Raw genomic sequence first — 25,033 nt, 5'->3', positions numbered from 1 at the left:
GCGGTTCAGCGGACCGGCGGCCGCGCGTCGAGCGCCCGGTCGGCGACGACGCTGGCGAGATCCTCGCCGAAGGTGAACTCGTGCGACACGCGCGCCCCGGCCAGCACGCCGGGCAGCCAGGCACGGGCGTCGCTCCACATCTCGTCGAGAGGGAGATCGTCCACGTCGAACCAGACGGGGGCGAGCTCGGCGCTCTCGGCCGGCTCGCCCGTCCACCGCGTCGTGACGAAGACCGCCGAGCTCTGGCTCCACGACTCCCGATGCGGGAACAGGTACATCAGGTCGCCGCGATGCTCGAGGTCGTCGGGCGCGACCGTCACCCCGGCCTCCTCCTCGATCTCGCGGACGACCGCGGCGAGCGCGGACTCCCCCGCTTCGAGCTTGCCGCCCAGCCCGACGTAGCGCCCCGTCCCGAGACCCCGCTTCTTGCGGCCGAGCAGGACCTCCGACCGGCCGTCGGTCTCTCTCAGCAGGTACGCGACGCAGACTCGGTAGACCATGCGCCGAGGGTAGCGGCCGGGGCGTCGTGGAGGCGCTCGCGCGTAGGCTCGTCGGCATGTCCGAGACACCCCCCGCGCCTCAGGGAGGCGTTCCGGGCTTCCGCGGCGCCGGACGGAGCCTCGAGGTGCTCCGGGCCGAGGCGCACGACGAGCTCTCGGCCCTCATCGAGCTGCGGTGCCGCAACGGGGAGGACCCGTGGGACGTCATCCCCGGGCTCCCGACGGTCGACGAGCAGGTCGTCATCTCGATCCGGGCCGCGGCCCGGGGCGTCGACGGCGTGCCCGTGGCCGGCGGCCTCGGCACGCCGGACGAGCTGCGCTTCCTCCGGACCGTCGCTCTCTGGCATCCCGAGCTCTCGAGGGCCGTCTGGTCGCTCATGGGGCGGATCGACGCGGCGTCGCGCTGACCCTCGGCTGACGGTGGTCGTCCGTAGTCTGGCGGCATGTTCTGGAGCGACGTGTTCACGGTCACGCTCGGCGCCTTCCTCGGCGCCGGGGCGGCCTTCGCGACCAATCTGCTCGTGCGTCGTCTCGAGTCCCGTCGGGCCGAGGCCTCGGCCCTGAACGAGCTCGTGACCGAGATCCACTTCCGGCGCGTGCTGCACCGGATCGATCCCACGTCGAGCCCCGACGCCGCCGCGAGCGACCCCGACTACGGGGCGGCGAGGCGCTCGGTGTCCGGGCTGCGGGGCGTCATCCGGACGGCGCGGCGGGGGACGACGCCGCGGTCGCCCGCACTGCCCGTCCTCAACGAGATGACGCTTGCCTGCAACGCATTCCTCGACGACAGCGAGACCGAGCCCGACGCCTACCGTCTGCACCTCATGCAGCTGCACGCCCGCCTGAACGCGGGGGTGCGGCGGCTCGCCAGCGATCGCCGGGCCATCGCCGACCTCGAGCCCGGCGAGGCGCACCTCGGCCCGACCGTCGCCGGGCTCCGACCGCCGGCCGCCCTGACGGGAGCGGCCCCCGCGGCGTCCGCCGCGCGTAGCCTCGCGGGCATGACGACACCCGACGACGCCACCCGCCTGCCCGACGACGACATGGACGGCCTGGTCACGCTGCCCGGCGTCCGCGCCGGCGCCGGCCCCGAGAAGGCCGGCACGCCCGAGCAGGCCGCCGACGAACGCCGCGAGGCGGAGGCCCCCGACCCCGCCGACGCGCACGCGGCATCCGACGAGTACCCCGCCGTCCCGCCGCGCGAACGGGGTGTCACCGACGACCGGAGGTCGTCTCAGTAGGCTGACGGGATGGCCTCCGTCCCCGCACCACGCGCTCCGAAGAAACCCGTCACCCGCAGCCACCACGGTCACGACTTCGTCGACGACTTCGAGTGGCTCCGAGCGAAGGAGGACCCCGAGGTCGTGGCGCATCTCGAGGCCGAGAACGCCCACACGGCCGCGGAGACCGAGCACCTCGCCGATCTGCGTCAGACCGTCTTCGACGAGATCAAGAGTCGCGTGCAGGAGACCGATCTCGGGGTGCCCGTCCGCGAAGGCGACTGGTGGTACTACTCGCGCACCGCCGAGGGCGCCCAGTACGGCATCCACTGCCGTGCCCCGATCTCGGGCTCCGACGACTGGACCCCTCCCACGATCGACGCCGCGCGGGCCGCCGAGGGCGAGCAGGTCCTGCTCGACGGCAACGTCGAGGCGGACGGCCACGACTTCTTCTCCCTCGGCAGCTTCGACGTCTCACCCGACGGCCGCCTCCTCGCCTACGCCGTCGACACCGAGGGCGACGAGCGGTACACGCTCCGTGTGCGAGACCTCGCCACCGGCGAGGACCTCGCCGACGAGGTCGCCGGCACCGCTCCCGGGGCCGTCTTCGACGCCACCGGCCGCTACGTCTTCTACCCCACCGTCGACGAGTCCTGGCGACCCGACACGATCTGGCGTCACGAGGTCGGTCAGGCGGGTGACGACGTCGTCGTGTTCACCGAGACGGACGACCGCTACTGGATCGGCGTGGGTCTCACCCGCAGCCGCCAGTACCTCGTCGTCGACATCGGCTCGAAGATCACCAGCGAGACCTGGCTGCTCGACTCGAGCGACCCCACCGGCGAGTTCCGGGTCGTCTGGCCCCGCCGCGAGGGCGTCGAGTACGAGGTCGAGCACGCGATCGTCGCGGGCAGCGACCGACTGCTCGTGGTGCACAACGACGGCGCCGAGAACTTCGAGCTGGTCGACGTGCCGGCCGACGACCCCACCTCGAGGACGGACCGACGGGTGATCGTCGAGCACCGCACCTCCGTCCGTCTCGAATCGGTCGACGCGTTCGCCGGACACCTCGTGGTCGAGTACCGCCGCGACGCGCTCCCCCGCTTCGCCGTCGTGCCCCTCGGCACCGACGGTTACGGCGATGTGACCGAGGTCGAGTTCGACGAGCCGCTCTTCGCCGCCGGCGCCGGCGGCAACCCCGAGTTCGCCCAGCCGACGGTCCGCTTCGGCTACTCGTCGTTCGTGACGCCGTCGACCGTGTACGACCTCGACGTCCGCACGGGCGAGCGCCGTCTGCTGAAACGGCAGAACGTGCTCGGCGGATACGATCCCGAGCACTACGAGCAGGCTCGGGACTGGGCGACGGCGGCCGACGGCACGCGCATCCCCGTCTCGCTCGTCTGGCGTCGTGACGCAGCCCCCGCGTCGGGCCCCGCGCCCGTGCACCTCTACGGCTACGGATCGTACGAGCACAGCATCGACCCCGGCTTCAGCGTCGCCCGGCTCTCGCTGCTCGACCGCGGCGTCGTGTTCGCCGTCGCGCACGTGCGGGGCGGCGGCGAGATGGGCCGCGCCTGGTACGAGGACGGCAAGACCCTGACCAAGAAGAACACGTTCACGGACTTCGTCGCGGTCGCCGATCATCTGATCGCCGAAGGGCGCACCAGCCCCGAGCTGCTCGTCGCCGAGGGCGGGAGCGCCGGCGGACTCCTGATGGGCGCCGTGGCCAACCTGGCGCCCGACCGCTTCGCCGGCATCGTGGCGGCCGTGCCCTTCGTCGACGCCCTGACGAGCATCCTCGACCCCGACCTGCCGCTGACGGTCATCGAGTGGGACGAGTGGGGGGACCCCCTGCACGATGCCGAGGTCTACGAGTACATGCGCGGTTACAGTCCCTACGAGAACGTGCGCGACGGGGTCTCGTACCCGCGCATCCTCGCCGTCACCTCGCTCAACGACACGCGGGTGCTCTACGTGGAGCCCGCGAAGTGGGTCGCTCGGCTCCGCGACGTCGGTGCGCCGGTGCTGTTGAAGACCGAGATGTCGGCCGGGCACGGCGGCGTCAGCGGACGCTACGAGTCGTGGCGCGAGCGGGCCTTCGAGATCGCCTGGATCCTCGACGTGCTCGGCCGCGCCTGAGCGACGGTGCGGACCGGATCGACCGTCGGCCGCGTCGGCCGCGTCGGCCGCGTCGGCCGCGTCGAGCGCATCGGGCGGGTCGTCGAGCCGCGACGCCGCTGACGCATCAGCCCTCGGCGCCGAGACCTCTGGCCAGCTTCGACCGCGATGTCGACGGGACGGCCCCGGCGGCTCGGACGACCTCCTCGACGGCGTCGAGGAGACCCTCTCCGGACGGGCCGTCGACCCCCGGCGCGAGCTCGACCTCCCACTCGCGCCACCGGCGCTCGACGCCCGACCCGAGCCGGGTCGCGACGACGTCGTCGTCGACGATCTCGGCCAGGGACGAGCCGTCGCCCCCGACGAGCGCGCGCACCGTTCGGGTCGTCTCGAGCCTCAGCACCGGCCCGAGGCTCCGATCGTCGACGACGTCGGAGACGAGTCCGAGCAGCTCGTCCGGCACCGGCTCGTCGGCCGCGCCGAGGGGCCGGTGCACCTCGCGGCGACCCGTCGAACCGGCCTCCGGCGGGAGCTTGAGGTGCCAACCCGCGTCGCCGCCGCCCTCGCGCCTCCTCAGGGTCGTCCGCGCGGCGACGAGCGCGTGGTCGTCGGTGTCCCAGTAGGTCGCCGCGAGCTCGACGACGACGGGGCTCTCGACGTGCGCGACGACGAGCCCGCCGCCGGCGACTCCGACGGGGTCGGGCACGGCCGCCGTCCCGTCGACGTCGTACTTGCGCTCGATCTCGGTCTGCTCGCTGCGGCTCATGACTCCAGTTGTAGCCGGTCCTCCCCGTCGTCCGGTGACGAGGTCGTCCCGGGCGGGCCGCATCGCCCGGGCGTAGGGTCGTCGCATGAGCGACGTGGCACCGAGTCTGGCCGGCTGGATGGCGCGACAGCGCTGGTATGCGACGAAGGGGCGGACCCCCGCGTTGCGGGTCATCGGGTCGTTCGAGTCCGACCTCGGCGATGCGCTGGCGCTCACCCTCCTCGTCATCGACGAGGCCGGAGACACCCCGGTGCTGTACCAGGTGCCCCTCGTGGCCCGCGACGCACCGCTCCCCGGCGGAGACAGGGCCTTCATCGGGTCCGCCGACGGCCGCTACCTGTACGACGGGCCGCACGACCCGGCCTACGCGGCCGAGCTCCTGCGCGTCATGACCGACGAATCCCGCGTCGAGGGGCCCGACGTGGTCGTCGAGGGGAGCCGCATCGTCGACCCCGGTCGGGTGCGCCGCTCGCGCGTGCTCTCGGGCGAGCAGTCCAACACGTCGATCATCTACGACGTCGAGGGCGGGCCCGTCGAGCACGTCATCGCGAAGGTCTTCCGCGTGCTGCACCACGGCGACAACCCCGACGTGACGACCCAGGCCTCGCTGACGCGCGGAGGGTCGACCCATGTCCCGTCGTCGTTCGGGTCGTTGCGCGCGACCTGGACCGACCCGGGGCGCGACGGGGGCACGGCGACCGGTCACCTCGCGTTCTCGCAGGAGTTCCTGCCCGGGCTCGACGACGCCTGGCGCGTCGCCCTGGCCGCGGCCGCAGCCGGCACCGACTTCACCGCGGAGGCCCGTGACCTCGGCGTCGCCGTCGCCGAGATGCACGCGACGCTCGCCGCCGAGCTCGGCACGGTCGCGGCCGGGCCGGACGAGGTCGGCGGCGCTCTCGTCAGCATGCGTCGTCGGATCACGACCGCCGCCCGAGAGGTCCCCGAGATCGCTGAGCACGAGGCGGCGATCAGCGCCGTCTACGACGCGGCCGAGCACCTCGCCTGGCCCGAGCTGCAGCGGATCCACGGCGACCTGCACCTCGGTCAGGCGCTGCTCTCGCCGGAGCGCGGCTGGATGCTCATCGACTTCGAGGGCGAGCCCCTCCGGCCGATGCCCGAGCGCTCGCGCCCCGACCTGCCCCTCCGCGACATCGCGGGCATGCTGCGGTCGTTCGACTACGTGGCCGGCTCCCTGGCCCACGAATCGACCCCGATCGACGCGAGCGGCTGGGCGCACGACGCCCGCCGGGCGTTCGTCGACGGGTACATCGCGTCGTCCGGCGTCGACGTCCGTGCCGAGCGCGCCCTGCTCGACGCGTTCGAGATCGACAAGGCCGTCTACGAGGCCATCTACGAGAGCCGCAACCGACCCGACTGGATCGGCATCCCGCTCGCGGCCGTCGCACGGCTCGCGGCACGGAGCACCCCCGCCGCCGGCTGACGCGGGCGGGGCATCGCGGCCTCGGACGCGCCTCCTGGGCGGCGCCTCCTGGGCGGCGCCGAAGCCGAGCCGAGGAGGCGCAGTGCGGGTGCGATCGACCCCCGCCGCGCCTCCTCGACGGCGACTACGGCCGGGGGACGTTCCGCAGGTTCGAGCGCGCCATCGCCACGGCCTCGCCGGCGCCGCCGTTCATGACGATCTTCGACATCGCGAGGGAGAACCCCTTGACCTGGGCCCCCGTGATCATGGGCGGCAGCGAGAGCGCCTTCGGATCGGTGGCGATGTCGACGAGGGCCGGGCCGTCGTGCTCGAAGGCCGCCTCGAGGGCGGTCCTCAGGTCGCGGGGATCCTCGACGTGGACGGCGTGGATGCCGATGGCCCGCGCAACGGCGGCGTAGTCCGTGTACGGCACGTCGACGCCGAAGTCGGGCAGCCCGTCGACGAGCATCTCGAGCTTGACGAGCCCCAGGGTGCTGTTGTTGAAGACCACGATCTTGACCGGCAGCTCGTACATCTTCGCCGTGACGAGCTCGCCCAGGAGCATCGACAGACCGCCGTCGCCCGAGATCGACACGACCTGCCGCCCCGGGAACGCCAGCTGCGCGCCGAGGGCGTGCGGCAGCGCGTTCGCCATAGACCCGTGCAGGTACGACCCGAAGATCCGCCGCTCGGCCGTCGGCGTCACGTAGCGCGCGGCCCAGACGTTGCCCATGCCGGTGTCGGCCGTGAAGACGGCGTCGTCGGCGGCGATCTCATCGACCAGCGAGGCCGCGTACTCGGGGTGGATGGGCCGCAGCTTCTCGACGTTCTTCGTGTAGGCGCCCACGGCACCCGTCATGAGCTTCCGGTGCTTCTTCAGGGTGCGATCGAGGAACCTCCGGCTGCGCTTCCGTCGCACGAGCGGCGTCAGGGCCCGCAGCGTCGCTGCGACCGATCCGTGGACGGGCACGTGCACGTCGGCGCGGCGACCGATCACCGCGGCGTTCACATCCACCTGCGCGATCGTCACCTTCTCGCCGTCGGGCAGGAACTGCGGATACGGGAAGTCCGTGCCGAGCAGCACGAGCAGATCGGCGTCGTGGATTCCCGCGTGCGCGGCCCCGTAGCCCAGCAGCCCGGTCATGCCGACGTCGAACGGGTTGTCGTACTGGATGACGTCCTTGCCGCGGAGACTGTGCCCGATGGGAGCGCCGATGAGATCGGCCAGCGCGATGATCTCGTCGTGCGACCCGCGGCCGCCCTCGCCGACGAAGAGCGCGACGGTGCCGGCGGCGTCGATGGCGGCGGCCAGGGCCTCGACGTCGGCGGCGGCGGGGACGAGCTCCGCCGCCCCGACGGTCACCGGGGTCGGCACGCGCCCGGCGGCGTCGAGCTCGGCGATGTCGCCGGGGAGCGTGATGACGCTCACCCCCTCGCCCGCGAGCGTGTGACGGATGGCCGAGGCGACGACCGACGGGGACTGCGCCGCGGTGGAGATCATCTCGCTGTAGCCCGAGCACTCGACGAAGAGGCGGTCGGGGTGGGTCTCCTGGAAGTACCCCGACCCGATCATCTCGCTCGGGATGTGACTGGCGATGGCGAGGACCTTCGCGCGGCTGCGGTGCGCGTCGTAGAGACCGTTGATCAGGTGCAGGTTGCCCGGGCCGCACGACCCCGCGCAGACGGCGAGCTCACCGCTCATCTGGGCGTCGCCCGAGGCCATGAACGCGGCGGCCTCCTCGTTGCGCACGTGGATCCAGTCGATGCCGCCCGCCGACGACCCTCCCGTCCGCCGCACGGCGTCGACGATCGGGTTGAGGCTGTCGCCCACGATGCCGTAGATGCGACGGACCCCCGCCGCGACGAGCTGGGCGATGATCTGATCGGCGACCGTGTCGGCCATGGTGATCCTCTCGTTCGGGTGCCGGGTGCGCCTCCCAGCCAACTCCCCCCTCGCTCACCGCCGACCGGGCCTAGCCTGGGGTCATGAGTGACACCGCCACCGCCTATGTCCCCGCCGCCGGCTCCATCACGATGTTCAGCACGTCGTGGTGCGGGTACTGCGCACGCCTGAAGCAGCAGCTCGGCAAGCAGGGGATCGCCTACACCGAGGTGAACATCGAGGAGGTGCCCGGCACCGCCGAGATCGTCCAGAGCGTCAACGACGGCAACCAGACCGTGCCGACGATCATCTACCCCGACGGCTCGACCGCGACCAACCCGTCGCTCGCCGACGTGCAGGCCAAGCTCGGCCTCTAGCCCGACGGCCCGGACGCCTCGACGGCCGCCCTGCAGGGATGCGGGGCGGCCGTTCCGTGCGTCCGGGCCGGGGCCCGGGCCTGGTCTCAGGCCTCGGCGGCGGGTGCGAAGAACTCGATCTGGTTGCCGTCCGGGTCCTTGACCATCAGGGCGTGACCGAAGTCGGCGTCCTGCAGATCGGAGTCGATGCCCGCCTCGGTCGCCTGGGTCTGCCACGCCACGACGCCTTCGCGGTCGGCGACGGCGAACCCGATGTGGTCGAGACCGGGCTTCGTCGGATCGGACACGTCGGCCGAGCCGTGCGTGTAGGCCGTCACACCGAGGATCTGCCCACCGCCGACGGGGAACAGGCGACGGTCGAGACCCTCGAGCTGGATGCGGCCGACCGGCGCCGTGCCGAGCAGCCGCTCGTAGAACGCGAGGCTCGCGTCGAGGTCGGACACGGTGATGGCGACGTGGGCGTAGCCCTGGATCTCGGGCATGGGGTGCTCCTCGGGGTCGGATGACGGATCGACCACCACAGAACTCGCCCTCGCTGGGAGGCGCCCCTCCCCCGCGCTCTGCGGCCAGGGCGTCGGAGGGCCGGCCGACCCGTCGACGGGTCGGCCGGCGAGCGGTCAGCCCCCGAGGGCCTCGGTGAGCAGGGCGACGAGCGCATCGAGCTGCACGTCCGTCGATGCCGCGATCTCGCTGTCGTCGCCGTCGAGGGCACGGGCCGCGAGCCCGGCCTTGCTGTCGATCAGCTCGGCGATCTTCGTGTCGATGGTCTGGGCGGCGATGACGCGCCACGCGGTGACCGGCTCCTCCTGTCCGATGCGGTGCACGCGGTCGATGGCCTGCGTCTGCTCGGCGTCCGTCCACGAGAGCTCGGCGAGCACGACGTTCGATGCGACCTGCAGGTTGAGGCCGACGCCGGCGGCCGTCAGCGAGCAGACCACGACGGCGACCTCGGGGTCGTTCACGAACGCGTCGATCTGACGCTGGCGCACGGCGGGCGTCTGATCACCGCGGATCGACGCGTACTTGAGGCCGCGCTTGGCGAAGGTCGCCTCGGCGGTGTCCATCACGTCGATGTGCTTCGCGAAGAACACGACCTTGCCGACGTTGCGGGCCAGCTGAGCGGTGTAGTCGGCCGCGAGGCCGGCCTTCGCCTGGCCGATGCGACGGACCATGCTGAACACGTTCTCGCCGGACGACGCCGAGCGGCTGTCCTCCAGCTCCCACTTGGCGACCTGGCGCACCAGATCGTGGTCGACCCCGTCGACGCGGACGCCGGAGGTGCGGGTCGCCAGAGCGGACCGGTAGCGCTCGACGAGACGGCGGGCCAGTTCGCGCTCGGCCTCGCGGATCGAGCGACCCACCTCGTCGTCGAGCTCGACCGGCAGGTCCGCCACGCGCCGGGCGGGGATGTCGGCGGCGACGTCGACCTTCCGGCGCCGGACGATGCCCATGTCGATGACGATCTCGCGGGCCGACGAGAAGAAGCCGGGGTCGGCCGGGGTCAGCCCCGCGTCCTCGAGCTGCTCGAGCAGCTCGGCGTTCGGCTTCTTCTCGCCGATCCAGCCGAGGAACTCCCAGATGGCCCGGAAGTCCTCGATGTCGTTGATCAGCGGGGTGCCGGTCAGAGCCATGAGCAGCGGGTGCGCGGTCCGCTGACGGATGCGCTGCGACAGCTGCATGACATGCCGTGAACGCTGCGACTCCTTGTTCTTGATGAAGTGCGCCTCGTCGACGATCATGCCCTTGAACCCGAGCTCGCCGAGCCAGCCGACGTGCCGGTCGAGCACCTCGTAGTTGACGATCACGACGTCGGCGAAGGCGTCGAGGTTCTCGCCGTCGCCGTGGATGACGGTCGCGCTGCGGGTCGGGGTCCAGAGCTGGACCTCGCGGGCCCAGTTGGTCTTGACGACGTTCGGCACGACGACGAGCAGCGGGTAGGCGTCGGCGGCCTGGGCCGCCAGGAGGGACTGGGCCGTCTTGCCGAGACCCGGCTCGTCGGCGAGCAGGTACGTGCGGTGACCCTGCCGGGCCGACTCGACGAGCTGCGCCTGGTGGTGCATGAGCGTCGCGCCGGCCGGCGCGTCGACGGTGGTCGGCTCGGGCAGCGGCATGCAGGCGGGCCCGCCGCCGGCGCCGTACTCGAACGACTTGAAGAGGGGGCCGAAGAGCTCCCAGTTCGCCAGGCGCACGGGGTGCACCTCGCGGGCGACCTCGGCGAGCGAGAAGTCCGGCGGCAGGAACGGGTTCGCGAGCTGCCGCGACACGACCGACTGCGGGACGACCTGACGCTCGGAGGCCACCGGGGCCGGGGCCTTCTCGGTGACGATGACGAGCTCCTCGGGCGCGAGCTCGAGACCGGCCGACATCTGCAGGTCGCGCTTGAGCGCCTTGGCGGTCTCGGACACGACGGCGTCCTCCGCGAGCAGCGCGATGAGCGACGTGTCGCGGGCGGCCGTCTTCGCGAGGATCTGCGCCACGCCGTCGAGGCGCTTCATCTGCTCGGCCCGCTCGGAGTCCGAGATGGTCTTGTCGACCTTGACGCGGGCGCGCTCCTCGCGCATCAGCAGGGCGATGACCTGGAACTTGGTGCGGGACGAGGGCTTCACCTGCCCCCGCTGAGCCGCCGCCTCGACCTCGCGCACGGCGCGGGCCAGCACGGGGATCAGCCCGTCGTTGTCGACCTCGCGTCGACGGTGCGAGCGTGCGGCGGTACGGGTGCCGCCCGATTGACGTTGGCCTGGTCGAGCCAAGGCTCCTCCTCGTGGTCGACGTGGACGTCGACGGTGCATGCGCCGCCGTGACGGCGACGGTGCGAGCCGGTCGCGCCCGATGCGCGCGGCCGTGCCCGCGGGTGGGGCTGGACGGGGTGCAGCTGTGGTGTCCGCGGAGAGACGGGCCACCCCGCCCCGGCGGGACCGACGGGCACGAGCGGACCGGACGAGAGCGGTGTCTCGTGGCGGGCCGGGTCGGTCGACGACGCGGGCGTTGATGCTGGGGTCAGTTTACGCGCACGGGAGGGACCGACGCCACCCGCGCCTCCTCGTGTGTCGCGGATGCCGGCCCACCAGGGCCGCAGCGGGTCAGACCGACTCGGGGCGGTCGACGGGGTCGGCAGCCGACGACCGCAGGGCGCCCGTCGCGGCGCCGATCAGCTGGACGGCCTTCCGGCGCCCGGTCTCGGTGCCGAGCGTCGCCTGCCCGCCCGCGTGGGCGAGCAGCTGCGACGCGACGGCCGGCGCGAGACGCTCGGCCCACTCGGGCGCGCGCTCGCTCCAGACGCCGGTGACCTCGTCGGCGAGGCGCTCGCAGGCACGGGCCTGGGCCTCGTCGCCGTTGCCGCGGTGCCACTGGCCGGTCACGACGAGGTGGGCGATCAGCGCCGCGGCGTCGCGGGCCGGATGCCCGACGCCCGCCGTGTCGATGTCGAGCACGCCGGTGACCCGCCAGGGCTCCGCCGGGTCGACGAAGAGCTGCTCGAGATGCAGGTCGCCGTGGATGACCGCGAGGGGGTCGCCGACCCAGCTCGCCCGACGGCGCTCGATCTCGGCGTAGAGGGCGTCGATCTCGGCCGCGTTCGACGGCAGCTGCCCGAGCAGCGTCGCCCGGTGCCAGTCGCCGTGATCGAGGGCGTCGGACTGGGCCTGCGAGACGACGGGCACCGTGGCCGTCCGCCGGCCGATCTCGACGAGCTGATCGATGAACCGCGGGTCGTCGGCGAGGGCGAGCACGTGCCGCCCCGCCGGCTCGCCGGCCACCCGTTCGAGCACGAGCAGCCCGTCGGCGCGCGACGCCAGCACGGCCGGGACCGGGACGCCCCGGCCGCGGAACGCGGCGTGGAGCTCGACGATGGGCGCCACCCGGTCGGGTCGGATCACCTTGAGGAACAGCGTCGCCTCCGCCGAATCCAGACGGATCACCGCGCGCTTGCCCGGCCGGTACGCCGCCACGGTGAGGGTCGGCGAGGTCACGACGATGCCGAGCGCGGCGAGCGACTCGACGACGCGGTCGGGGAACGTCACCCCGGCGAGCGCCGGCAGGAGGGGGTCGGCCGGGTAGGCCCAGACCGCGAGGGGCCGACCGGTGGCGGGGTCGGTCGTGAGGACCGACGACCCGTCGACCGCGCGGGCGTCCGTGTCGATGAAGGTCAGGACGGTGGCGGTGGTGCCGTGCGCGTCGACCGTGTCGACCTCGTAGCCGTAGAGGAATCCGGCACCCGAGGGCTCGACGGAGTGCGGTCGGAACGACACGACGGTCACGCCGGAGTTCGCGAACGCTGCAGGGAGGATCTCCGCCGAATCAGGCCACACCCCACCAGTGAACCAGCCGGCGCGCGAGCCGCCGTGCGCACGGCGGCGGGGAGACCGAATCGTGATCGTCGGTCCGGGCCGGTCGTTAGTCTGAGCGGGTGAGACCGTCGCGCGTGAGACCCCTCCCTCCGCGTCCCCCGCGTCTGCCGGGCGGAGCCGTCGTCTCGCGCATCCGGCAGTCGAAGCGGACGCCGCTGCTGCAGGTCGTCAAGACCTCGGTGGCGGTGATCGCCGCCTGGTTCGCCTCGATCGCGCTGCTGCAGCAGCCGCTGCCGATCTTCGCCGCGATCGCGGCGCTGCTCGTGGTGCTGCCGAGCGTCAACCAGTCGTTCGTCCGCGGGCTCGAACGGAGCGTCGGCGTCATGGCCGGCGTGCTCATCGCCTACGCCGCCGGCGTGCTGTTCGGCGACTCGACGTGGATCGTGCTCGTCATCGTCGTCGTCAGCCTGCTGGTGGCCTGGGCGTTCCGGCTGACGCCGAGCTCGGCGAACCAGGTGCCCATCTCGGCCATGCTGGTGCTCGCCATCGGCGCCCAGACCCCCGACTACGCCCTCGACCGGGTGCTCGAGACGATCATCGGGGCGGCGATCGCACTGGCGGTCAACGCCCTGATCGTCCCGCCCGTGCTGCTCGCGCCCGCCCATCTGGCCGTCGGGCGGCTCGCCCGCGACATCGCCGCCGTGCTCGACGAGACCGCCGCCGTGCTCGCCGAGCCGGTCGACGCGGACCGTCTCGCGGCGGGTCTCGAGAACGCGAGGGCCCTGCGCGCTACCCAGGCCCGCGCCTCCTCGGCCGTGACCGCCGGCGTCGAGAGCCTCCAGCTCAATCCGCGCGCGAGTCGCAACCGGTCGGTGCTCGAGGCCGACGGGGATCTGCTCGACCGGCTGACGGTGCTCGTCAACCGCGTGGTGGGCATGGTCCGCTCCGTGCACGACAACTACGACCCCGCCCTGGCCGACGACCCGGTCGTGCAGAGCATCGCCGAAGACCTCCGTCGCGCGGCTCACGACGTGAGACTGCTCGCCAGGACCACCGAGGAGGCGCGGCCCGGCACCGGGGGCCGGCCCGCCTCCTGGGCGTCGTCGCCCGAGGACTCCCCCGCGCTCACGGCGCCCGTGCAGGTCATGCTGCCCGATCCCGACAACTGGGTGCTCGTGGGGTCGCTGCTGGAGGATCTCCGCCGGGTGCGCGAGGAGATCATCGGCTGACGGCCTTCAGCCCCGTTCGACCTCGGCGATGATCATCGCCATGCAGCGCGGATGGCCGAGGGGACGGAAGTGCCCGTCGACGGGGAAGGTGCGGTTGACGGCCCCCGGCAGCACGCTGCCCTCGGTGACGTGGGCGTCGAAGCGCGACGCCATCGACGTGACCCGGGAGTTGGCCTCGAGCTGCTCGGCCAGCAGGAGCAGATCCGCATCTCGCGGCGAGAACGCCCGGAGCGCCGGGTTCGGCAGCACCCGCGACCATCGGGTGCCGGAGAACGGGCTGTTGACCGTCACCATGCGCGCGATGCGGCCCTCGACGTCGGTCGACACCATCATCGTCTTCCCGATCAGGCCGCCCTTGCTGTGCCCGAGCACGATCACGTCGCGGAGGTCGTGCGCGTCGAGCACGGCCTGGGCCAGCTCGGCGGTCGCCTTGATCGGTCGACGGTTGTGGCGGAGACCCGGCACCACGACGACGGGGTGGCCGAGGGCGCTGAGACGATCGGCCAGGGGCCGGAGGAACCGCCACGTCTCGTACACGCCCGGCAGCAGGAGCACGGGCGCCCGGGCGCCCTCGCGGTAGACCCGGGGAACCGATCGTCGCGAGGGCGGATCGAGGTGGACCCGCCAGACGAAGACGTAGTCGAGCACCAGGCACCGGACGAAGCGCGCCATGCCGACCCGCCGCCGCCCGGGTCGATCGCGGGAGGGGGCGTTCGTCATGACCTCAGGCTAGGCCGAGGGGCTCGCTCTCGGACCAGGCCGCGGCCTCGACGGCCTCGAGGGACATCGCCAGGGCGGCGTCCCACTTGCTGCAGATGCTCGCCCACGGCGGCGGGAACTCCGCAGCGTCGTGCAGCAGCTGACGGGCGAACTCGCCATGGCCCGCGCGGGAGGCGGCGCTGGCGGCGTCGGGCAGCGAGCCCACGATGCTCCGGACGACGAGGACCCGGTGGCTCCACTCCATCTGCTCGATGTCGTCGAACGCGCCCCAGGCGCTCTCGATCTCGCGTCGGAGCCGGACGATCTCCGTCGCCTCGGCCGACGTCGCCGTCGTCCTCGTGATCATGCGCCCCCCTCAGGACCTGCCCACCCCGCCATCGGGGTGGCGCCGCCGACCGATGCCGACGGGTATCAACTCGGTCGACACCCAGAAGATATCACCCGGGCGAGCGGGAGGGAACCGGTTCCCTCCCCGGCCGTCCCCCGAATGCTGAGAGCACTCACGGCGGAGGGTCTACCGTCCAGATCGCACCGCACCGGTGCACAGACTCGGCAACGAACCCACGACGAACGGGAGACATCATGTTCCAGGGATCCGACACACTCCGCACCAACATGCAGAAGGTCCTCGTCGACCTCATCGAGCTGCACCTCCAGGGCAAGCAGGCCCACTGGAACCTCCTCGGCTCGAACTTCCGCGACCTGCACCTGCAGCTCGACGAGATCGTCGACGCCGCCCGCGAGTTCTCCGACGAGGTGGCCGAGCGCATGCGCGCCGTGTACCTCATCCCCGACGGCCGCTCGTCGGTCGTCACGGCGAACACCAGCCTCGTGCAGTTCCCCGAAGGGCCGGTCGAGACGACGGCCGTGGTCGACCTGATCGTCGACCGCATGTACGCCGTCACCGAGACGATGCGCGCCGTGCACGACGAGGTCGACGACGAGGACCCGACGACGGCCGACGTGCTGCACGGGATCCTCGAGCGCCTCGAGCAGCTCGCCTGGATGACGGGCGCCGAGAACCGCCACCCCGCGAAGGACGCCGGTTCGGCCGACACCCGCGAGCGCGACGAGTCGGCCGCGGCCGAGGGCCTCGATCGCGTCGGCGCCGTCGCCAACTAGCTCCACCACCCCATGACGGCACCGTCCCGGAGCGCGCGACCCGCGCCTCCGGGGCGGTGCCGTCCGTCGTCGAGAGGACCGACAGCATCATGAGCACGAGCTACGACCACGTCATCGTCGGCGGGGGCATGACCGGCGACGCCGCCGCCAAGGCGATCCACGAGACGACCCCCGACGCGACGATCCTGATCATCAGCGCCGACGTCGACGCCCCCTACACCCGTCCGGCCCTGTCGAAGAAGCTCTGGATCGACCCCGACTACACCGAGAGCGACAACGACCTCGGCACGGTCGCGGAGTCGGGCGCCGACCTGAGGCTGCGCACCCTCGTCGAGTCCATCGACCGCGACGCGCGGACGGTCACCACGAGCGACGGCGTCACCGTCGGCTACGGGCGGCTGCTCCTCGCCACGGGCGGCAGCCCCACGGCCCTCGACCTGCCCGACGACGACCGCGTGCTGTACTTCCGCACGGCGGCCGACTACCGGCGGCTGCGCGAGTTGGCCGGGTCCGGGCGGCACGTCGCCGTCGTGGGCGGCAGCTACATCGGGACCGAGATCGCGGCCGCGCTCGCCCAGAACGACACCCGCGTGACCCTGGTGTTCCCCGACGACGTGCTCGGCGCCTCCCTGCTGCCGGCGCCGATCGCCTCCGTGCTCGACAGGACCTTCGAGGAGGCGCGGGTCGAGCTGGCCCGGGGACGCCGCGTCGAGAGCGGCACGGCCGACGACTCGGGCCTGCATCTCGTGCTCGACGACGGGTCGGCCCTCGACGCGGACGCCGTGGTGGTCGGGCTGGGCATCTCGCCCGACGACGGACTCGCCTCCGACGCGGGTCTCGACGTCGACGACGGGATCGTCGTCGACGAGACGCTCCGCACCTCCGACCCGCTCGTGTTCGCCGCGGGCGACGTCGCGAGCTACCCCGACGCCATCCTCGGGCGTCGACGGGTCGAGCACGTCGACAACGCGAAGTCGCAGGGCGCCACGGTCGGCCGGATCATGGCGGGCTCCGACGAGGTCTACGACCACACGCCCTACTACTACTCCAAGGTCTTCGACATCTTGTACGAGGCGGTCGGCACGCTCGACACGTCGCTCGAGACGGTGCTCGACGACAAGGGCGAGGGGCGCGCCGTGGCCTACTACCTCGGCGACGAGGGTGTCGAGGGCGTGCTGCTCTGGAATGTCGAGGGCGCCCGCGACGCGGCCCGCGAGGTCGTCCGCGACTGCACGCCCGGCGACATCGAGCTCGCGGGCCGCATCTGACGGACCCCGCTCCGGAGGCGGACGGCCCGGTCGACGCGGGCCGCCGGCCCGCCGGGCGGGCGGGCCGCTCCGCCGGACCGGCCCCCCGCTCGGGCGGGCGGACGGTCCGCTCAGCCGAACAGGGAGCTCTCGCGACCCCGGCGGTCCAGCTCGACGGTGAAGAGGCCGCCGCTCAGCGGAGCACGGGCCAGCTCGTCGTCGCTCATGTTCTCGCGCGCCGAACCGACGAGCAGCGTCGACATGTCGGGGCCGCCGATCGCGATGCCGGTCAGCTGCGGCGCCGGGAACTCGATGCGGTCGATGAGATCGCCGTCCTGGTCGAGGTGGACCACGACGCCCTCGCCGTAGATCGCCCCCCAGAACTCGCCCCGCTCGTCGCGCACGAGACCGTCGTGCATGCCGCCGCTGGTGAACGGCACGACCTCGGCCAGGTCGCCCTCGGGGCCCCACTGAGCCTGGAAGATCGTCTTCACCCCGGTGTCCGTGAACCACATGGTGCGGCCGTCATCGTTCCATTCGAGCCCGTTGAAGGTCGTGAACCCGCCCCGGAGGCGCGTCACGACCTCGTCGGGGCCGACCCGGTACATCAGGCCGTCGGGGGCCTCGTCGGTGACGTCCATCGCTCCGACGACGAAGGCGCCGAACGGGTCGCATTTGCCCTCGTTGAAGCGGATGCCGTCGTGTCGGTGGGGCAGGTGCGCGATCTCGCGGAGCCCGCCCCCCTCGTCGTCGGTCGAGACGATCCGGTCGCCGAGGGCCATGATGAGGCCTCCCCCGCGACGACGCTGGAAGCTCGCGAGCGGCGCGGGCAGCTGCGCGGCGCGGTCGTTCCGACCGTCGACGCTCGTCCGGTGCAGCACGCCCGGCGTGATGTCGCACCAGATCCACTCCTGGGCGTCGACGTCCCAGACGGGGCTCTCGACGAGCACCGCCTTCGCGTCGAGGAGGAGGCGGGGCTCGGTCAGTGTTCCGGTGGGCAGCGGCATCGGTCCGGTCTACCAGTCGGGTGCGGTGCGCCGCACGGTCGCCCCTCCACAGGGGTACGGCCTCGCAGCATCATCACAGAACCCTGCGAGGGGCGGGCACGAGGAGGCGCACCGGGCCACCGTAGACCGGGTGACCGATCTCCTCGACAGACCCGACGACACCGCCGCCCCCGCCGACCCCGGAGCCGCGCGTGCCGCCGGCGAGTGGCACCGGCCCGAACCCCGAGAGGACGGCTACATCGCGCTGCGCTCGTACGGGGCGATCGGCGACGGCCGGACCGTCGCCCTCATCGCCCGCGACGGGCAGATCGACTGGCTCCCGATGCCCGAGCTCGACACGGACCCCGTGTTCTCGGGCATCGTCGACGCCGGCAAGGGCGGTCGCATCGAGCTGCGCCCGGTCGACGACGACTTCGAGGTGCAACGCGAGTACGTCGCGAACACGAACGTCCTGGTGACCCGGTTCCGCACCTCGACGGGCGTCGTCGAGGTGACCGACGCCCTGGTCACCGGAATCGCCGGTCGACTTCCCTGGGCCGAGCTCGCCCGACGGATCGACGGGGTCGAGGGCTCGGTCGACATGCGCTGGGCCGTCGTGCCCGGCAACACGTTCGGAACCCACCCGATCCGACGGTTCGACACGCTGCACGGGCCCGTCCTCCGGGCGGCCGACATCAACATCGCCCTGGTCGGCTTCGGCCACGGCCGCATCGACTCGACCGAGCCCGGCGACGGCGAGACCCACGGGGGTCCGCACCGCTTCTGGGGCGAGTTCACGACGGAGCCGGGATCGCGCTCGCTCCTGTGCCTCTGCGGCGTCGAGGACGAACCTCTGCACCTGCCCGATCCGCGCGTCGTCGACCAGGGCATCGACCGCACCATCCGCAACTGGCAGACCTGGTCCGACGAGTTCAACTGGGACGGCCCCTGGGCCGAGCACGTCCAGCGCAGCGCCCTCGCCCTCAAGCTGCTGATCTACAGCCCCTCCGGCGCCATCGCCGCCGCGGCGACCGCCGCGCTGCCCGAGAACTTCACCGGCGACAAGAACTGGGACTACCGGTTCGCGTGGGTGCGCGACCTCGCCTACACGGTCAACGCCCTCGTCCGCTTCGGCCTCCGCGAGGAGACCCAGGCGGCCGTGTCGTGGATGCTCTCGGCCCTCAAGGCCAACGGGCGCACGATGCACATCTTCCTCAACCTCGACGGCACCGTGCCCTACGGCACCCACGAGACCGGATCGGAGGGCTGGCGGGGCATCGGACCGGTCTACAAGGGCAACCCGGCCGGTGAGCAGCTGCAGCTCGGCACGTTCGCCGACATCCTCTCGATCATGAGCCAGTACGCCGCCGACGGCAACATCCTCGACGTCTCGACCGGCGACCTCCTCGCGAGCTTCGCCGACGACGCGTGCCGTCGCTGGCAGGAGAAGGACTCCGGCATGTGGGAGCTCCCCGACGTGCAGCACTACGTCAGCAGCAAGATGGGCTGCTGGCAGGCGATCGACTCGGCGCTGCGGCTGACCGAGATCGGTCAGATGCACCCCGACCCGGACGACGTCGAGCACTGGAAGAAGAACCGCGACCTGATCGTCGAATGGATCGACGAGCACGGCTGGTCGGAGGAGCTCGGGGCGTACGTCATGTACCCGGGCAGCGAGAAGCTCGACGCCTCGGTGCTGCTGCACGCGCCGAGCGGCTTCGACCGCGGGGAGCGCATGTCGAGCACGATCGACGCCATCCGCCGCGAGCTCGGGGCGGGGCCGCTGGTGTTCCGCTACAGCGACGTCGACCAGGAGGAGGGCACCTTCGTGGCCTGCGCCTTCTGGATGGCGAGCGCCCTCGCCTGCGTCGGTCGGTTGGACGAGGCGGTGGCCCTGATGGACGAGCTCGTCGACCAGACCAACGACCTCGGCCTCCTGACCGAGATGATCAGCGCCGACGGCGGCGAGTTCCTCGGCAACATGCCGCAGGGGCTCAGTCACCTCGCGCTGGTCAACGCGGCCATCACCATCCACGAGCTGAGCAGCGACGACACCGACGGCCAGAAGGAGGCCCCATGAGCACACCCGCACCCGCCCCCGTCCCCGCAGCGACCGGAGACGAGCTCGCCCTCGTCGACGCGTGGTGGCGGGCCGCCAACTACCTCACGGTGGGGCAGATCTACCTGATGGAGAACGCGCTGCTCACGCGGCCGATCGCGCGCGACGACATCAAGCCGCGCCTCCTCGGCCACTGGGGCACGTCTCCGGCGCTGAGCTTCGTCTACGCGCATCTGAACCGCGTCATCCGCCGGGACGACCGCGATCTGCTCTACGTCTGCGGGCCCGGTCACGGCGGACCCGCCATGGTCGCCAACACGTATCTCGAGGGCACGTACTCGGAGCTGTTCCCCGACGTCACCCCCGATGCGCACGGGCTGCAGAAGCTCTTCAAGCAGTTCTCGTTCCCCGGGGGCATCCCCTCGCACGCGGCGCCCGAGACGCCCGGCTCGATCAACGAGGGCGGCGAGCTCGGGTACTCGCTGAGCCACGCCTACGGCGCCGTGCTCGACGACCCGGGTCTCGTGGCGGTCTGCGTCATCGGAGACGGCGAGGCCGAGACGGGGCCGCTGGCGGCGAGCTGGCACGCGAACAAGCTGCTCGACGCACGGCATGACGGCGCGGTGCTGCCGATCCTCAACCTGAACGGCTACAAGATCGCCAACCCGACCGTGCTCTCGCGCATCCCCGAGAGCGAGCTGCTCGAGCTGATGCGCGGGTACGGCCACGAGCCGATCGTCGTCTCGGGCGGGTTCGACGGTGAGGACCCGATGCTCGTCCACGAGCGGATGGCCGCGGCCCTCGACACGGCCTTCGCCCGCATCGACGAGCTGCAGCGCGGGGCCCGCACGGGCGATGGCGGCGAGCGCCCGCGCTGGCCCATGATCGTGCTGCGCACCCCGAAGGGCTGGACGGGACCGAAGACCGTCGACGGCGAGCGCATCGAGGGCACCTGGCGGGCGCACCAGGTCCCGCTCAGCGGCGTGCGCGAGAACGACGAGCACCGGGAGCAGCTCGACGCGTGGATGCGCTCGTACCGACCCGACGAGCTGTTCGACGAGGACGGACGCCCGGCCGCGCGCCTCGACGGGCTCCGCCCGCACGGCGCGAAGCGGATGAGTGCGATCCCCGCCTCGAACGGGGGGATCGTCCGCCGCGACCTCGAGCTCACCGACCACCGTCGTCACGCCGTCGAGACCTCCGACGACCGCCGCACGCAGGCCGAGGCGACGAGAGTGCTCGGCCGATGGCTGACCGAGATCGTGCGCGACAACCCGTCGACCTTCCGGCTGTTCGGACCCGACGAGACGGTGTCGAACCGCCTCGACCCGGTCTTCGACGTCACCGACCGGGTCTGGTCGGCCGACATCTGGCCCGACGACGAGCACGTCGCACCGAGCGGCCGGGTCATGGAGGTGCTCAGCGAGCATCTGCTGCAGGGGCTCATGGAGGGCTACCTGCTGACCGGTCGTCACGGCCTGCTCAACACCTACGAGGCCTTCGTGCACATCGTCGACTCGATGTTCAACCAGCACGCCAAGTGGCTCGAGAGCGCCGACGGCATCGAGTGGCGCGCCCCCATCTCATCGTTCACCTACCTGCTCTCGTCGCACGTCTGGCGGCAGGACCACAACGGCTTCTCGCATCAGGACCCGGGGTTCCTCGACGTCGTCGTCAACAAGCAGGCGCATCTCGTGCGCATCTACCTGGCACCCGATGCGAACACCCTGCTCGCCGTCGCCGACCACGCGTTCCGCACCACGGACACCGTCAACGTCATCGTGGCGGGGAAGCAGGAGTCGCCCGCCTGGCTGTCGCTCGCCGAGGCGGAGGAGCACGTGCGCCGCGGCGTGGGCGTCTGGGAGTGGGCCGGCACCGAGGGAGCGCCCGTCGCCGGCGTCGACCCCGACGTCGTCCTCGCCTGCGCGGGCGACGTGCCGACGCTCGAGACGGTGGCGGCGGCCGATCTGCTGCGCCAGGTGCTGCCGTCGCTCCGCACCCGCGTGGTGAACGTCGTCGACCTCATGCGCCTGCAGGACGTCCGGGAGCACTCGCACGGGCTCACGAGCGACGACTTCGACGAGCTGTTCACGACGTCCAAGCCCGTCGTCTTCGACTTCCACGGCTACCCGTCGCTCGTGCACCAGCTGACCTACCGGCGCACGAACCACGACAACCTGCACGTGCGGGGCTTCCAGGAGAAGGGCACCACGACCACGCCCTTCGACATGGCCATGCTGAACGACATCGACCGGTACCGGCTCGTGCTCGACGTGCTGCACCGCGTCCCCGGACTGGCCGACGAGCACCCCGACCTCGTCGCCGACTTCGAGTCGCGTCGCGAGGCCGCCCGCGCCTACGCGTACGAGCACGGCGAGGACCACCCCGACGTCGTCGGCTGGCAGTTCGGGGCCTGATACGCGGTTCGCACCCCGGGAATCCGCTCGGCCCCCTGCGCGCGCGGCAGGGTCCCGGCGGATCGCCGGGGTCTCGGGGTCGGTCTCGGGCTCGGGCTCGGTCTCGGTCTCGGGCTCGGTCTCGGGGTCGGTCTCGGCGAGGTGCGACAGCGTTCGCGCGACGGCGTACGGTCGGGCGCATGACGCCGAAGGACGACACTCCCCCGCAGCTGAAGAACCCCGAGATGTACGAGGCGCTCCGCGAGGAGGGGAATTCGAGGGAGAAATCGGCCCGCATCTCGAACGCCGCCGCCCAGAAGGGTCGCAGCGAGAAGGAGGTGGCCGCGAAGGGCGGCCGCTCGGGTTCGTACGACGACTGGACGGTCGACGAGCTGAAGGGGCGGGCCGCGGAGCTCGGCCTCACCGGCTACTCCGATCTGAAGAAGGCCGACCTCATCGAGGCGCTGCGCGACCACTGAGCGCGCCGCGGCGGCCTGTCCGAACGGTCAGCCGGCCTTCCGCTCGCCCTCAGCGGACTTCCGGGCGGGAGCCTTCTTCGCAGTCGGCTTCTTCGCGCTCGCCTTCTTCGCGCCCGACTTCGCCGAGACCGACTTCGCCGGGCCTGACTTCCCGTCGGCCGGCTTCTCGTCGACCGGTTCGCTCTTCGCTGCGGGCTTCCTCGCCGAGGCCTTCGCCGCCGGCCTCTTCGCGGACGCCTTCGCCGCCGGCTTCCTCGCGGCCGGACTCTTCGCCGCCTGCTTCTTCGGCGCCGACTCGCCGTCGTCGGTGTCGTCGCCGTCGTCGGCGTCATCCGCGTCGTCTGACGACCCCGCGCGAGCAGCCGCCCTCTTCGCGGGCTTGCGCCGCCCGCCCGACCGGTTCTTCTCGACCGACTGTCGCAGCGCCTCCATCAGGTCGATCACCTCACCGCCCTCTCCCTCGTCAGCGTCGTCCGACGACTCGCCGAAGGTCGCGTCGGTGTCGAGCGACTCGCCCTCCTCGAGCTTGGCGTCGATCAGCTGGCGGAGCTCCGCCTGGTAGTCGTCGCTGAAGTCGGCCGGCTCGAAGTCGTCGCTCAGCGAGTCGACGAGCGAGGACGACATGTCGAGCTCCTTGTCGGTGATGCGGGTCTGCTTCTCGAGCGCCGGGAACCGGGCCTCGCGCACCTCGTCGTCCCAGAGGAGCGTCTGCAGCATGAGCACGTCGCCGCGCACGCGCAGCGCGGCGAGACGGGTCTTCTGCCGCAGCGAGAAGTGCACGATCGCGGTGCGGTCCGTCTCCTCGAGGGTGCGCCGCAGCAGCACGTAGGCCTTCGGCGACGAGCCGTCCGGTTCGAGGAAGTAGCTGCGGTCGAACATGATCGGGTCGAGCTGGTCGCTCGGCACGAACTCGAGCACGTCGATCTCGCGCGACTTCTCCTCCGGCAGCGCCTTGAGGTCGTCGCCGGTGATGACCACCGTGCGATCGCCGTCGTCGTATGCCTTGTCGATGTGCTCGTAGTCGACGACGCGGCCGCAGATCTCGCACCGGCGCTGGTACCGGATCCGCCCGCCGTCGGCGTCGTGGACCTGGTGCAGCGAGACGTCGTGGTCTTCCGTGGCGCTGTACAGCTTGACGGGCACGTTGACGAGCCCGAACGTGATCGCGCCCTTCCAGATCGATCGCATGCCCGCCATCTTTCTCCGGGCTCGCTCCGAATGACCGCTCTCGGGGTACAGGAGGCCGGGCGGAGCGGGCGCGGCGGGGCCACGGTATGCGGCATGAGCCAATACGACAAGAAGAACCCCGTCGACCTCTACCCGGTGCCGCCGTTCCCCGAGCAGGAGCAGTCGATGCCCGGCGAGGCCCGCGCGATGGACCCGAAGCCCGACCACGGCGAGACCAGCTACGTCGGCAGGGAGCGCCTGACCGGCTTCCGCGGCGTCGTCACCGGCGCCGACTCCGGCATCGGCCGCGCCGCCGCCATCGCGCTCAGCCGCGAGGGCGCCGACCTCGTGCTCAGCTACCTGCCCGCCGAGCAGGCCGACGCCGAGGAGGTGCGCGACCTGCTCGAGGGCGAGGGCCGGAAGGCCGTCCTCGTGCCCGGCGACATCTCGGACGAGCAGTACTGCCGAGACCTCGTCCAGAAGGCCGTCGACGAGCTCGGCGGGCTCGACACCCTCGTCATGGTCGCCGGTCACCAGGAGAGCCACGACGACATCCTCGAGATGACCACCGAGGGCATCGACGAGACCATCAAGACCAACGTGTACTCGCTGTTCTGGCTGACGCGGGCCGCCCTGCCGCACCTCGAGCCCGGCTCGTCGATCGTGACGACGGGCTCGATCCAGGGAACGCAGCCCTCGCCCGACAAGCTCGACTACGCGCTGACGAAGGGCGCGATCGGCGTCTTCACCGCCGGCCTCGCGCAGCAGCTGGCGCCGAAGGGCATCCGCGTCAACCAGGTCTCGCCCGGCCCGATCTGGACGCCGCTGCAGCCCGGCTCGCAGGACGCCGAGAAGGTCGCCGAGTTCGGCGCGCAGGCGCCCTACGGTCGCCCGGGCCAGCCCGCCGAGCTGGGTGCCGCGTACGTGCACCTGGTCAGCCCCGAGTCGAGCTACACGAGCGGCGCCACCATCACGATCGCCGGCGGCACGCCCGCCGTCTGACACCGCGCCTCCTCGGCTCCTGCGGCCCGTCGCCCCCTCCCTGCGGGCGACGGGCCG

The 25,033-nt window shown here is 72.0% G+C and carries 22 protein-coding genes; 12 read left to right on the top strand and 10 right to left on the bottom strand.

Translation table 11 applies throughout. The features are described from left to right. Positions 1–5: 5 nt before the first annotated feature. A complete protein-coding gene (locus tag ASF17_RS02360) occupies positions 6–500 on the bottom strand; it encodes an 8-oxo-dGTP diphosphatase (RefSeq protein WP_055794818.1) in 495 nt (164 codons plus the stop codon). 56 nt (positions 501–556) lie between these two features. Here ASF17_RS02360 and ASF17_RS02355 point away from each other — a divergent pair, with 56 nt between their 5' ends. Genes ASF17_RS02355 through ASF17_RS02345 form a run of 3 tightly spaced genes read left to right on the top strand, consistent with a single transcriptional unit; the run spans position 557 to position 3,859 of the window. Further along, positions 557–907 carry a hypothetical protein gene (locus ASF17_RS02355; protein WP_055794816.1) on the top strand — a complete coding sequence of 117 codons (351 nt, stop codon included), beginning with the start codon at positions 557–559 and terminating at the stop codon, positions 905–907. 36 nt (positions 908–943) lie between these two features. Then, positions 944–1,741: a hypothetical protein gene (locus ASF17_RS02350; protein WP_055794814.1), complete on the top strand. Its 798-nt coding sequence runs from the start codon at positions 944–946 to the stop codon at positions 1,739–1,741. Positions 1,742–1,750: 9 nt separating this feature from the next. Beyond that, positions 1,751–3,859, top strand: coding sequence for a S9 family peptidase (locus ASF17_RS02345; protein ID WP_055794812.1), 2,109 nt, complete (start codon positions 1,751–1,753; stop codon positions 3,857–3,859). A gap of 106 nt (positions 3,860–3,965) precedes the next feature. Here the strand turns inward: ASF17_RS02345 and ASF17_RS02340 are convergent, their stop codons facing one another. Then, positions 3,966–4,604, bottom strand: a complete 639-nt coding sequence (locus ASF17_RS02340) for a CYTH domain-containing protein (RefSeq protein ID WP_055794810.1) — start codon at positions 4,602–4,604, stop codon at positions 3,966–3,968. A gap of 85 nt (positions 4,605–4,689) precedes the next feature. On the opposite strand from ASF17_RS02340, the gene ASF17_RS02335 reads away from it, so the two are divergent. Beyond that, a complete protein-coding gene (locus tag ASF17_RS02335; protein WP_055794809.1) occupies positions 4,690–6,045 on the top strand; it encodes a maltokinase N-terminal cap-like domain-containing protein in 1,356 nt (451 codons plus the stop codon). 124 nt (positions 6,046–6,169) lie between these two features. On the opposite strand, the gene ASF17_RS02330 is transcribed toward ASF17_RS02335, so the two are convergent. Further along, positions 6,170–7,927 (bottom strand): pyruvate dehydrogenase, encoded by a 1,758-nt coding sequence (locus ASF17_RS02330; RefSeq protein ID WP_055794807.1) that lies wholly within the window; start codon positions 7,925–7,927, stop codon positions 6,170–6,172. 83 nt (positions 7,928–8,010) lie between these two features. Here ASF17_RS02330 and ASF17_RS02325 point away from each other — a divergent pair, with 83 nt between their 5' ends. Beyond that, complete coding sequence (locus ASF17_RS02325) at positions 8,011–8,283, top strand: mycoredoxin (protein ID WP_055794805.1); 273 nt, start codon at positions 8,011–8,013, stop codon at positions 8,281–8,283. 86 nt (positions 8,284–8,369) lie between these two features. On the opposite strand, the gene ASF17_RS02320 is transcribed toward ASF17_RS02325, so the two are convergent. The 3 genes from ASF17_RS02320 to ASF17_RS02310 all read right to left on the bottom strand — a co-directional run bounded on the left by ASF17_RS02320 (position 8,370) and on the right by ASF17_RS02310 (position 12,590). Next, complete coding sequence (locus ASF17_RS02320) at positions 8,370–8,765, bottom strand: VOC family protein (protein ID WP_055794804.1); 396 nt, start codon at positions 8,763–8,765, stop codon at positions 8,370–8,372. Between the two features lie 135 nt (positions 8,766–8,900). Beyond that, entirely contained in the window at positions 8,901–11,033 is a 2,133-nt protein-coding gene (locus ASF17_RS02315; protein WP_055794802.1) for a DEAD/DEAH box helicase, read from the bottom strand. A 330-nt stretch (positions 11,034–11,363) separates the two neighbouring features. Further along, positions 11,364–12,590: a phosphotransferase enzyme family protein gene (locus tag ASF17_RS02310; protein WP_162236407.1), complete on the bottom strand. Its 1,227-nt coding sequence runs from the start codon at positions 12,588–12,590 to the stop codon at positions 11,364–11,366. 113 nt (positions 12,591–12,703) lie between these two features. Between ASF17_RS02310 and ASF17_RS02305 the strand changes: the two genes are divergently transcribed. After that, complete coding sequence (locus ASF17_RS02305) at positions 12,704–13,798, top strand: FUSC family protein (protein ID WP_055794798.1); 1,095 nt, start codon at positions 12,704–12,706, stop codon at positions 13,796–13,798. A gap of 6 nt (positions 13,799–13,804) precedes the next feature. On the opposite strand, the gene ASF17_RS02300 is transcribed toward ASF17_RS02305, so the two are convergent. Continuing rightward, positions 13,805–14,518, bottom strand: a complete 714-nt coding sequence (locus tag ASF17_RS02300; RefSeq protein WP_156357259.1) for an esterase/lipase family protein — start codon at positions 14,516–14,518, stop codon at positions 13,805–13,807. Between the two features lie 4 nt (positions 14,519–14,522). Then, on the bottom strand, positions 14,523–14,864 hold the full coding sequence (locus ASF17_RS02295; protein WP_055794794.1) for a hypothetical protein: 342 nt from the start codon (positions 14,862–14,864) through the stop codon (positions 14,523–14,525). 236 nt (positions 14,865–15,100) lie between these two features. Here ASF17_RS02295 and ASF17_RS02290 point away from each other — a divergent pair, with 236 nt between their 5' ends. Then, on the top strand, positions 15,101–15,640 hold the full coding sequence (locus tag ASF17_RS02290) for a Dps family protein (protein ID WP_055794792.1): 540 nt from the start codon (positions 15,101–15,103) through the stop codon (positions 15,638–15,640). 89 nt (positions 15,641–15,729) lie between these two features. Next, a complete protein-coding gene (locus ASF17_RS02285; RefSeq protein ID WP_055795571.1) occupies positions 15,730–16,908 on the top strand; it encodes an NAD(P)/FAD-dependent oxidoreductase in 1,179 nt (392 codons plus the stop codon). Positions 16,909–17,018: 110 nt separating this feature from the next. On the opposite strand, the gene ASF17_RS02280 is transcribed toward ASF17_RS02285, so the two are convergent. Beyond that, positions 17,019–17,894: an SMP-30/gluconolactonase/LRE family protein gene (locus ASF17_RS02280; RefSeq protein ID WP_055794790.1), complete on the bottom strand. Its 876-nt coding sequence runs from the start codon at positions 17,892–17,894 to the stop codon at positions 17,019–17,021. Positions 17,895–18,132: 238 nt separating this feature from the next. Between ASF17_RS02280 and ASF17_RS02275 the strand changes: the two genes are divergently transcribed. From ASF17_RS02275 to ASF17_RS02265, 3 genes are all read left to right on the top strand, one after another. Beyond that, the gene (locus ASF17_RS02275; RefSeq protein WP_055795569.1) at positions 18,133–19,953 is read left to right on the top strand and encodes a glycoside hydrolase family 15 protein; all 1,821 of its coding nucleotides are present in this window, start codon (positions 18,133–18,135) and stop codon (positions 19,951–19,953) included. Then, positions 19,950–22,349 (top strand): phosphoketolase family protein, encoded by a 2,400-nt coding sequence (locus ASF17_RS02270; protein ID WP_055794788.1) that lies wholly within the window; start codon positions 19,950–19,952, stop codon positions 22,347–22,349. Before ASF17_RS02275 ends, ASF17_RS02270 begins: the two co-directional genes overlap by 4 nt. Positions 22,350–22,528: 179 nt before the next feature. Further along, the gene (locus ASF17_RS02265; protein ID WP_055794786.1) at positions 22,529–22,807 is read left to right on the top strand and encodes a DUF7218 family protein; all 279 of its coding nucleotides are present in this window, start codon (positions 22,529–22,531) and stop codon (positions 22,805–22,807) included. A gap of 27 nt (positions 22,808–22,834) precedes the next feature. On the opposite strand, the gene ku is transcribed toward ASF17_RS02265, so the two are convergent. Further along, the gene (ku, locus tag ASF17_RS02260; RefSeq protein ID WP_055795567.1) at positions 22,835–23,995 is read right to left on the bottom strand and encodes a non-homologous end joining protein Ku; all 1,161 of its coding nucleotides are present in this window, start codon (positions 23,993–23,995) and stop codon (positions 22,835–22,837) included. Between the two features lie 93 nt (positions 23,996–24,088). On the opposite strand from ku, the gene ASF17_RS02255 reads away from it, so the two are divergent. Next, positions 24,089–24,976: an SDR family oxidoreductase gene (locus tag ASF17_RS02255; protein ID WP_055794785.1), complete on the top strand. Its 888-nt coding sequence runs from the start codon at positions 24,089–24,091 to the stop codon at positions 24,974–24,976. The last annotated feature ends 57 nt before the right edge of the window (positions 24,977–25,033 follow it).

The organism is Frigoribacterium sp. Leaf263 (assembly GCF_001422285.1).
Taxonomy (GTDB): Bacteria; Actinomycetota; Actinomycetes; order Actinomycetales; family Microbacteriaceae; genus Frigoribacterium.
The sequence above is the reverse complement of the archived record's forward strand: the minus strand, read 5'-3'. Positions and strand labels throughout refer to the sequence as shown.

Coding starts and splice junctions, on each gene's coding strand:
- ASF17_RS02360 (WP_055794818.1), bottom strand. CDS start 500: ATGGTCTACCGAGTCTGCGTCGCGTACCTGCTGAGAGAGACCGACGGC.
- ASF17_RS02355 (WP_055794816.1), top strand. CDS start 557: ATGTCCGAGACACCCCCCGCGCCTCAGGGAGGCGTTCCGGGCTTCCGC.
- ASF17_RS02350 (WP_055794814.1), top strand. CDS start 944: ATGTTCTGGAGCGACGTGTTCACGGTCACGCTCGGCGCCTTCCTCGGC.
- ASF17_RS02345 (WP_055794812.1), top strand. CDS start 1,751: ATGGCCTCCGTCCCCGCACCACGCGCTCCGAAGAAACCCGTCACCCGC.
- ASF17_RS02340 (WP_055794810.1), bottom strand. CDS start 4,604: ATGAGCCGCAGCGAGCAGACCGAGATCGAGCGCAAGTACGACGTCGAC.
- ASF17_RS02335 (WP_055794809.1), top strand. CDS start 4,690: ATGAGCGACGTGGCACCGAGTCTGGCCGGCTGGATGGCGCGACAGCGC.
- ASF17_RS02330 (WP_055794807.1), bottom strand. CDS start 7,927: ATGGCCGACACGGTCGCCGATCAGATCATCGCCCAGCTCGTCGCGGCG.
- ASF17_RS02325 (WP_055794805.1), top strand. CDS start 8,011: ATGAGTGACACCGCCACCGCCTATGTCCCCGCCGCCGGCTCCATCACG.
- ASF17_RS02320 (WP_055794804.1), bottom strand. CDS start 8,765: ATGCCCGAGATCCAGGGCTACGCCCACGTCGCCATCACCGTGTCCGAC.
- ASF17_RS02300 (WP_156357259.1), bottom strand. CDS start 14,518: ATGACGAACGCCCCCTCCCGCGATCGACCCGGGCGGCGGCGGGTCGGC.
- ASF17_RS02295 (WP_055794794.1), bottom strand. CDS start 14,864: ATGATCACGAGGACGACGGCGACGTCGGCCGAGGCGACGGAGATCGTC.
- ASF17_RS02290 (WP_055794792.1), top strand. CDS start 15,101: ATGTTCCAGGGATCCGACACACTCCGCACCAACATGCAGAAGGTCCTC.
- ASF17_RS02285 (WP_055795571.1), top strand. CDS start 15,730: ATGAGCACGAGCTACGACCACGTCATCGTCGGCGGGGGCATGACCGGC.
- ASF17_RS02280 (WP_055794790.1), bottom strand. CDS start 17,894: ATGCCGCTGCCCACCGGAACACTGACCGAGCCCCGCCTCCTCCTCGAC.
- ASF17_RS02270 (WP_055794788.1), top strand. CDS start 19,950: ATGAGCACACCCGCACCCGCCCCCGTCCCCGCAGCGACCGGAGACGAG.
- ASF17_RS02265 (WP_055794786.1), top strand. CDS start 22,529: ATGACGCCGAAGGACGACACTCCCCCGCAGCTGAAGAACCCCGAGATG.
- ku (WP_055795567.1), bottom strand. CDS start 23,995: ATGCGATCGATCTGGAAGGGCGCGATCACGTTCGGGCTCGTCAACGTG.
- ASF17_RS02255 (WP_055794785.1), top strand. CDS start 24,089: ATGAGCCAATACGACAAGAAGAACCCCGTCGACCTCTACCCGGTGCCG.